Raw genomic sequence first — 8295 nt, forward strand, 5'->3', positions numbered from 1 at the left:
GGCGCCCGTTCAGTCCGGGTCGTGGCTGTCGCCGTTGGCGTTCAGGTGTTCGATGACGGCTTCCTCATGGCGCAGCGTGACGGTCTCGGAGTGCTGTCCGGCATCCCGGCGCCGGGTGATGCGGATCTCCTCGGTCGCGCGCAGGCGCTTCTCGACCACCACGACCTCTTCGACGAGCGTGACGATCGTGATGTCGCCCTCCTGCCGCACCGGAACCGGGCCATCCACCCATCGGCCGAGCGGCACCCGCTCGACCTCGACGGTCTCGCGGACGACGGGCTCGTCGATCAGCGCCTCGTCCTCGCGCACCACCGTGCGGACACGAACGCCTTCGGTCAGCGTCTTGCGCTTGAGGACAAGGACCTGCTCTTCGACGATCGGGATGATCTGGGCAGGGCGCGCGGAAACGGCATCCCGCGCGGGTCTGGATTGCTTCGACATGGATTCTCCGATCCCGGACGGCTGCGGACTGTTCCCAGGTTCAGCGACGGGCGGACGGGAAGGCCGGGACGGTCCTCCAGCCGCGCAGGAAAGCAAGGTAGCGGTCGTTGATCTGCCCCATCCGCTGGAAGCTGCCGGCCATGAAGGCGCTTTGCATCTGGGCCATTTCTGCCAGCGTCCGGATGCGCCCGGCCGCCATCGAGGTCTGGACCTGCAGCGCCTGCAGCGCCTGCTCGTTGAGCAGCGCCATCATCGAATTGCCGACAGAGCTCGCTTCGCGGGCCGTTTCCTGCAGTTCCCCGAGAACAGCCGTGGGCTGAAGCCCCCGGTCCCTTCCGCCAGTCGCATCGGTGCCGGCTCCCATGGCCCTGCGTGCCACCTGGGCGCCTTGTTGCACCACATCCATGCCGGCCTTCATGATCTCCCCGCTCTGGCGCGCGGCGTCCGTCATCGGGTTCTCTCGCCCGCCCGCGCGGCGCGCCGGCGTGATCCCGGTTGTCCCGCCTTCGGTCTTGCTGGCGGCGGTGCCGGCCTCCGCGTCGCTCAGCGCCTTCACGACGGCCGGCAGGATCTCGTTCCTGTCGTCACGAAAGCGCCGCTGGAACAGGTCCCGGAACTCGGCGACCTTGGTGCCGAACGCCTCGCCGTCCCTCGGGCTGCGCTCGATCTCGCCGAGGAGCTTGCGCATCTGCTGGCTGTCGTTCAGCGCCGCAGCCACGAGGTCCTTCGTCTCCCTGTTCTCTCTCAGCACCGGAAGGAGACGCTGTTCCTCGAACTCGGCCTGACGGTCGAACTCGACCTTCAGGTCGGAGACCAGCCGGTCGCGTGTCCTGGCCGCCAGAGGAGTTTCGGCGAGCTTCGCGAAGATCTCGTTGGCCTTCAGCTGGCCGGTCTGCATCAGTTGCTGGATGGTGGTCATTTTTCTGGTCCTTGTTGTGAGGCATGCAGGGCCGTTACAAGGCTGGGAAGCCTTGCTTGCAGCGGCCTCACGCGACGTGAGGAAGTTGGGGTGAATAGGCGCCGCTTTTTGGCGGCAAGGTGGCCCAAGTTTCCCCGAGGGGAGTTTCTGATAACGCGAATGCTGCGTGTGCATTCACGGATGCTGCACTGCAACAATGTCCCGGCCGCACAAGAGTTCCGCAGGATCCGGATAATTTGGCCTCTGCCGCCGCTTGTCCTTCGAATGAGCATGAAGGCGCCTACCGACCAGTGACAGCGCCCCCATGAGAAGGTTGCCGCTGCCGCGACGTAGCGCCCGGTCGCCAGATTTGCCCGCGCGTGGGGTCTGCATCCATCCGCGGCCACGGCCAGGTGCGTTCCAGGAACGTGCGCACCCGCTTGGTAAAAGGCGGCAGAGCCGCCGAACAGTTCTGTTCGACAGCTCCACCGCACAGGCGTGCCTTTGCCTCAGGCGGCGTTGAGCCTTGCGTTCCGGCCGTGCGGCGGAGCCACCTTCTCGATGGCGGACATGACCGCTTCGGTCTCGGTCTGATGGATCATGTGGCCCGCCCCGGGGATGCGGTGGAAGCTGCTGTGCGGGATGTCGCCGTGCAGTCTGGCGGACTGATCCTCGGCATCCACAAGGCGGTCCTCGGCGCCCGCGATGATGGCCACGGGCATCTTGAGGCGGGCGTAGGTGTCACGGGTGGCCAAGGCATCCGGAATCATCAGGGCCGACTCTGCGGCGCTTGCGCGGATCTGGGACGGGCGGACCGCCATGGCCTTCGGGAACCCGGCGAATTTTCCGGGTACTGCCTCGGGGCCGAAGATCTTCCGCATGAGGAGCGGCCACATCAGCCGGCTCAGGACCGGCGAGATCGTGTAGCGGATGACGTCGCCCGCTACTGGCACTGCCGGAACCCCCATGCCGACCACATCAAGCCGCGCCGTCGGATAGTAATAGCCCGACGCCAGAACGAGCCCGCCGACCAGATCGGGGTATTTATGCGCAAGCGCCACCGCCACCGAGCAACCCCAGGAATGGCCGAGGATCGTCGCGCGCGTGATGCCGATCTGCGCAAGCGCGTCGTGGATCAGGTCCGCCTGCGCCGCAGGCGTCCAGATCGTGCTGCGCGGGCGGTCGCTGTGACCATAGCCGGGCCGGTCCAGGACGATCACACGGTATTTCCTGGCTGCAAGGTCGATGAGGCCGCTCGATTCAAAGTCCTGGATCATGCTGCCATTGCCATGCAGCAGGACGACCGGCTCGCCGCTGCCCCGCTCCACATAGTGCAGACGGACGCCGTTGACGTTCAGGAACTGCCCGACCGGGGGATTGTCCTGCTCGGCCTTGCGGGCCAGGCGATGGTTGACGAGGGCCGAGATGGCCAGTCCTGCGGCCGCGAGGCCGATGACTGCGGCCCGGGCCGCAGGGCGCGCGGGCGACGACTGCCTGCGCAATGCGCCGCGGGGATCATCATGCAGTTGCCTGCGAGGTTGAGCGTTCATGGGAATATCCGATCTGAGAAAGCTGCGTCCTGGCGGCAAGGGAAACGCCATGCTGCAGTGCAGCATAACTACGCGCGAACGGGTGAAATGGTTCCCTGCATGATCCCGAGCTTTCCAGGCAGGGCTGGAGGCAGAGGTCTGCCGCACCATCAACTCGCATCTGCAAGCAGTTCGCGTCCTAGTCCCAGCGATCCTGATAGGAGAACGTCGGGAGCTTCCAGTGGCGCCAGATGGCCAGCAGACGCAAGGTCAGTCCGCCCGCGAAGCTGATTGCGGTATTCAAGTCGGTGTCGACGCCCCATGCATCGAGACCAAGGAAAAGGATGCAGACCGCCAGCGAGACGCTTGCGTAGAGTTCGCGCTGAAACACCACCGGCACCTGGTTGCACAACACGTCGCGCAGGATGCCGCCGCAGATGCCGGTGATCATGCCGGACATGATGACGACCACCGTCGGGTAGTCCATTCCTGCCGCCACGCTGCAGCCAATCAGCGAGAATGCGACCAAGCCCATGGCGTCGAGCACCAGGAAAAGGCGTTTCAGATGGTGAACAAAAGGCGCGATGAGCGTGGTCAGCAGCCCGGCAGCGATGACGACAAGGACATATTCTGGGTTCTGGGTCCAGCCGATGGGAAAGCGGCCGAGGATGAGGTCGCGGATGGTGCCCCCGCCGAGCGCCGTGACGAAGGCGATGACGGCCACGCCGAAGATATCCATGTTGCGCCGTCCCGCCGCAAGCGCGCCGGACATCGCCTCGGCGGTGATCGCGACCAGGTAGATGACGAACAGGATGGATTCTGAAGGCGGCAACGGGTACATGGGAAACGCTCCGAAAAGAACCATGATAGGCCGTATCGCAGATCTTGGCGTGGCTCGTCCTGCTTGCGGAGGAAGCATTGGCCGAACTGCACCCTTGGTGCAGAACCGGCGCCGACCAACCCCGCCGAAGAGCCTTGCTCAAAGAGCTGGAATGTATCTCATGCCGCCAATCTGGGCATGATCATTCGGCCTGATGTCAGTGCGGTACGCTTGTCCGGTCCCCTGCAGCCTTGGGGCCTCATCGACACTGCTTGATCAGACGGTCAACCGAGGATAGACCACTTTCCCGGCTGCGGTTCCTTACGCACCCCTCGTCGTCATGGCGCGGTCAACCCGTCCCAGGCCCATGAGATGATCGACAGGGTGGCCGTTCAGCAGAAGATAGTCGGTGATGATGCGGCGGTGGCATCGCCACCAGACGGCTTCCGAGCACATCAGAACCAGCCGCCGTTCGCGGCCGAGACGAACCAGTTCATCGAAGGCCCTGCCGAAATCCTCTCCGAGTGCATAGTCGGCATAGTTGTGAAAGCTCTGCACGCGCCACAAGGCATTGAGGCTCTCAGTGACGCCCGGTTGCTTTGGCCGCCGTCCGCCGAGAGCAGGCGCGTGATGATAGCCGATCTGGACGCCCGAAAGATCGTCGGGAAGGCAGTCGATATTGAAGCCGGGGTTGCTTCGTGATCGGGGAAACGCCCGGACATCGACCAGCAGGTCGATCCGGGCCCTGCGCAGCATGTCGAGAAACTCCTCGACGCTGCGGTTCGAATGCCCGATCGTGTTGAACTGCGCCACTATGACTCAATCTTCGTCAGGAGGTTCTCCTCGTACGCGCAACCAATGTGGCCGCCACGTTTGGGCGCATACCCCCGCCTCTGCTTCGCGCGCAGCAAATTCTGGAACGCGCCCTCGGCCTCATGCGGGTCATCGTACCAGTCCGTTCGGATCCGGCCTGCGGTTCCGATTCGTCCCCAATGACGTACCACCCCACGCTCGCCGAAGAGGCTGGTCGCCGGTTCCAGGATGTAAAATCGGTTCATGTTGCAGACAGGATCGCTGCGGGTGAGGCGGACAGGCGCGAAGTCCGGTCTGCCGGCCGTGCTGCCTGGAGCAGCCATGACTTCGGCATGGAAGAGCGGTTGCGCGGCCAACGAGCCGAGAAGATCGAGCTGTTCTTCGCTCATGACAGGTTCCGTGTTCTGGCTTTGGGGAAATAGGCGTAGAAGGTGGCCCGGCTCACGTCCAGCCGCTTGGCAATCTGCGCCACGGGGATGTTTGTATCCTTGAGGAGCGCCCGCGTCATCGCAAGGTCCTCTTCGGAGATCTTGCGCCGCCGCCCACCCCTGCGGCCCCGGGCCGCTGCAGCCTTGAGACCCTCGATCGTGCGCTCACGGTTGAGATCGAGGAAGTACTCGGCAATGGTGCCCAGAAAGTTGAACATCAGCCGCCCCGTCGGGGTCTCGGTGTCGATGTCCTCGGTCAGCGAGCGCAGCTTCGCAGCTTCACCCCCTGCCCTTGCAGCTTGTGGGCGGTGTCCAGCATCTCGCGCAAGGACCGCCCCAGCCGGTCCACCTTCCAGACAACGAGCTGGTCCTCGTGCCGCAGAAACGCGAGCGCCGACTCCAAGGCCGGACGCTTCGTGCCGGCGCGACCCGACTCCTTCTCCTCGAAGATGCGCTCGCAACCGGCGCGCTGCAGGGCATCGCGCTGCAAGTCCAGGTTCTGGTCGTCAGTTGATACGCGGGCGTAGCCGATCAGCATGTCAGGATATTCGCCGTAGGACGTATGTCGGACAACTGATTTCCTGACATGGTTTTCGGACAGAAAAGAGGTACAAAGACGGCGTCCGGGGCTGTAGATTTCTGCGCTAAATGGCATGGTTCTGCTGGCATTATTTGTCAGTCACCCGGCCCGATCACGAGCCGGTCACGGGCAGCTTCGACAACTTCCAGCGTGACCTCTGTGGCGGCGTTGATGTCCATGATCCGCCGCATCTGTGCAAGCAGGCGTTCAGCAAGGCGGAGGTTGCCCCGGGTCAGACGGATTACGGCGGCGGGTGCCTCAATGCCTCCCAGGCTTTCTTGATCGAAGATTATCCCGAAGACAGCCCCGTGCCTTGCCGCGACCAGTCGCATCTCGGCCTCGCGGAGCGGCTTGAACTCATGCACGAAGCCAATGCGCGAGTAGAGCTGCGGATAGCGAGCGAACTTCTTTTCCAGGCCCGGCATTCCCATCAGGATGAGCCCGAACCCGTAGCGGTCATAAAGATCGCGCATATGTTCCAGCGACGCGATGCTGAGCCGGTCCGCCTCGTCTACGATCAGCAAGGGGCACGCGGCCTCGGCTTGGACAGCGGTTTCGGGATCTCCTGCCATGCTTGCCAAGGCCAGACGTGCATCCCCGAGGCGGAAGAGATTGAGTTGCAGCCGGTCATTGATGATCTTTGGGGTGTGTTGGAAACCGGTGCGGTGAAGAAGAACCCGCGGCAGCCCTCGATGGCGTCCGCGATATCCGGGCCGATCGGCTTGATCGGGATATAGGCGGCCAGGTTCGGGCAGGCCGCATACTGGCGGGCCGAACGTGTCTTCCCGACGCCGGGTCGCCCATGACAGACGCCGATGTAGCGGTCGGCCGTGCAGGCAAGGGCGAACTCCGAGAAGCGCGCGTGCTCGCGGGTGTCAACGAAGGGCATCTCCCGGCGGAACTCAATCGTCGGCCGCGTAGAGCTTGAGGCCCCCGAAGCGGGGCCGCTGGGGCGTGTTGCGTTCGGGGTCTGGCCTTGCGTCGTGCTCATGGCGAACCTCGTCGTCGGCAATGGATTTCTTCAGCCGTTCCTTCGTCTGTCGTCTCGCGCTTCGGATGGACGCGAGTGAGGGAGCTTCGATGTGCTCGGGACAGAGGGCACGGCACACGAAAGCGCCGTCGTGATAGATGCGGACCTCCGCCAGGTCGCGCGGGTCGTAAAGGACGTCGACCTGTTCGCCGACAAAGGCTGCCAGGGTCGGTTCGACGTAGCGCTGTCCCATGAAGCGGATGCCGTCGCGCCCGACCTTGCGGGGCTTAGGCACGCGCAGAAGCAGCATGTCGAGGGCCTCGCGGCTTTCGGGAAGGCTTGGCAGAAAGCCCTCCGATCGCCAGCGGGCCATCGGCTCCTCGCCGGTCGTTCCGTGCGGGCGCCGGTGGTAGACGTCATGGAGGAACCGCTCGAAGCGCCTCGTCAGTTCTGCAAGCTCAATGGCGGGTTCGGAAAGCGGCTTGCCTCCCCTGATGTGACCCGGGATCTCCGGCAGGAACATGTCGTTGACCGTGCGGAAGAACCGCTCGATCTTGCCGCGACCCCGGGGACGTCCCGGCCGCGAGTGGATCAGGCGGATCTTGAGCGCGATGCACGCCTGCTCGATGTTCTCCGAAACGAAGTCGCTGCCGTTGTCGGCATAAAGCTGTTCGGGGATGCCGCAGACGGGCCAGCCCGGATCCTTCTTGCGCCAGATCGCCGGGCGCAGGGCAAGCGCGGTGTTCACGGCGCCCGGCGCTGCGGTGGCCAGAAAGAAGCCGGCGATGGCCCGGCTGTAGTCGTCCATCACGACGGTCAGCTAGGGGCGAACGGGCTTGCCGGCGTCGAGCACGAGGGCATCGAGCATGGTATGATCGGCCTGCCACATCTCGTTGGGCGCATCGGCGTCGCGCCGATGCACGAGTTCGTGGCGGTCGCGATAGGCCGCCGCGTCCGTCACGACGGCGCGATGCGCACGGGCTCAACCCCGCGCACGATCCCGGCCGCCACCGAATAGCTCGGGACGGCAAGGCCCCGCGCCTTCGCTTCCGCCTGGACCTTGCGATGGATGGCCGCCGCCGTTGGCCGGGGACGTCTGGTCGCCAAGCTCCGCACAAGAGCCTCGATCTCGGGTGCAAACCTTCGCGCAACTCCGGCATCGCTGCGCCGTGCCCGTTCCAGACCTCCAATGCCATCGGTCCGCCAGGCCGCCAGCCAGCGGCGCAGGATGCGTTCCGCAATACCGCACTCAGCCGCGATGCGGGCCAGTGGAATGTCCTGCTCCAGATGGGGCTGCAGGAGACGGAAACGCGCGATGGCCTTCGGCGAGGCAAAGCTTGGAGCTGACATGACCGGATCCTGTGGCAAGGAACAGACAAGAGCATCCGCCCGTTCGGATTATCGCTCAAGAGCCCGTTCCAGAAAACGTGCGTTTGGTGGAAAATGGTCAAGCCTGTCCGAAAACGTCAGAACAACAAATAATTGGACAACTTGATTTCTGGATGGGTTTGCGGACAACTGGACCTTGCCGGGGGTGCCCCTGTCGCTTCTCACAAATGAGTTCAGTAGACTATCACAAGCGGTTCAGTAAACGCCCTGTCATCTTCAGAGGACAACCGCACAATATTTTAGAAGTGTGCAGCACTCGTCTACTTTTACCGTCTTCGAGCACATAACGTGCACTCTGCTTAGCACTACTTTGGGAGATTTTTGATACTGGGAGCGTTTTGAGGGATTCCCAAGGTCGGTTTTGCATGATTCATGAGAGGCCGGCTGTTGGAGGAGCCGGCCATGAATATGGATTGGCAAGTCGATC

At 63.8% G+C, this 8295-nt stretch carries 13 protein-coding genes; all 13 read right to left on the reverse strand.

From position 1 onward, the window contains the following. Positions 1–9 precede the first annotated feature (9 nt). On the reverse strand, positions 10–441 hold the full coding sequence (locus H5395_RS14595; protein WP_182793302.1) for a YsnF/AvaK domain-containing protein: 432 nt from the start codon (positions 439–441) through the stop codon (positions 10–12). 40 nt (positions 442–481) lie between these two features. Next, entirely contained in the window at positions 482–1534 is a 1053-nt protein-coding gene (locus tag H5395_RS14600) for a hemerythrin domain-containing protein (RefSeq protein WP_182793303.1), read from the reverse strand. Positions 1535–1848: 314 nt separating this feature from the next. Further along, positions 1849–2889 carry an alpha/beta fold hydrolase gene (locus tag H5395_RS14605; protein ID WP_182793304.1) on the reverse strand — a complete coding sequence of 347 codons (1041 nt, stop codon included), beginning with the start codon at positions 2887–2889 and terminating at the stop codon, positions 1849–1851. A 178-nt stretch (positions 2890–3067) separates the two neighbouring features. Next, entirely contained in the window at positions 3068–3733 is a 666-nt protein-coding gene (locus tag H5395_RS14610) for a trimeric intracellular cation channel family protein (protein WP_182793305.1), read from the reverse strand. Positions 3734–4009: 276 nt separating this feature from the next. Then, on the reverse strand, positions 4010–4501 hold the full coding sequence (locus H5395_RS14615; RefSeq protein ID WP_370576467.1) for a DUF488 family protein: 492 nt from the start codon (positions 4499–4501) through the stop codon (positions 4010–4012). Next, positions 4501–4890 (reverse strand): WGR domain-containing protein, encoded by a 390-nt coding sequence (locus H5395_RS14620; protein WP_255440695.1) that lies wholly within the window; start codon positions 4888–4890, stop codon positions 4501–4503. The genes H5395_RS14615 and H5395_RS14620 overlap by 1 nt, the downstream gene beginning before the upstream one ends. After that, positions 4887–5147 carry a helix-turn-helix domain-containing protein gene (locus tag H5395_RS19540; protein WP_255440696.1) on the reverse strand — a complete coding sequence of 87 codons (261 nt, stop codon included), beginning with the start codon at positions 5145–5147 and terminating at the stop codon, positions 4887–4889. Before H5395_RS19540 ends, H5395_RS14620 begins: the two co-directional genes overlap by 4 nt. A 38-nt stretch (positions 5148–5185) precedes the next feature. Next, a complete protein-coding gene (locus H5395_RS19545) occupies positions 5186–5467 on the reverse strand; it encodes a recombinase family protein (protein ID WP_255440697.1) in 282 nt (93 codons plus the stop codon). Between the two features lie 137 nt (positions 5468–5604). Further along, entirely contained in the window at positions 5605–6033 is a 429-nt protein-coding gene (locus H5395_RS19045) for an AAA family ATPase (RefSeq protein ID WP_255440698.1), read from the reverse strand. After that, positions 6027–6398: a hypothetical protein gene (locus tag H5395_RS19050; protein ID WP_255440699.1), complete on the reverse strand. Its 372-nt coding sequence runs from the start codon at positions 6396–6398 to the stop codon at positions 6027–6029. The genes H5395_RS19045 and H5395_RS19050 overlap by 7 nt, the downstream gene beginning before the upstream one ends. A gap of 13 nt (positions 6399–6411) precedes the next feature. Then, positions 6412–7287, reverse strand: a complete 876-nt coding sequence (locus tag H5395_RS19055) for a Mu transposase C-terminal domain-containing protein (RefSeq protein WP_255440700.1) — start codon at positions 7285–7287, stop codon at positions 6412–6414. A gap of 12 nt (positions 7288–7299) precedes the next feature. Further along, positions 7300–7440 carry a hypothetical protein gene (locus H5395_RS19060; protein ID WP_255440701.1) on the reverse strand — a complete coding sequence of 47 codons (141 nt, stop codon included), beginning with the start codon at positions 7438–7440 and terminating at the stop codon, positions 7300–7302. Next, on the reverse strand, positions 7437–7829 hold the full coding sequence (locus H5395_RS19065; protein ID WP_255440702.1) for a helix-turn-helix domain-containing protein: 393 nt from the start codon (positions 7827–7829) through the stop codon (positions 7437–7439). The genes H5395_RS19060 and H5395_RS19065 overlap by 4 nt, the downstream gene beginning before the upstream one ends. Between the last annotated feature and the right edge of the window lie 466 nt (positions 7830–8295).

It is taken from the genome of Paracoccus sp. MC1854 (genome assembly GCF_014164635.1).
Taxonomy (GTDB): Bacteria; Pseudomonadota; Alphaproteobacteria; order Rhodobacterales; family Rhodobacteraceae; genus Paracoccus.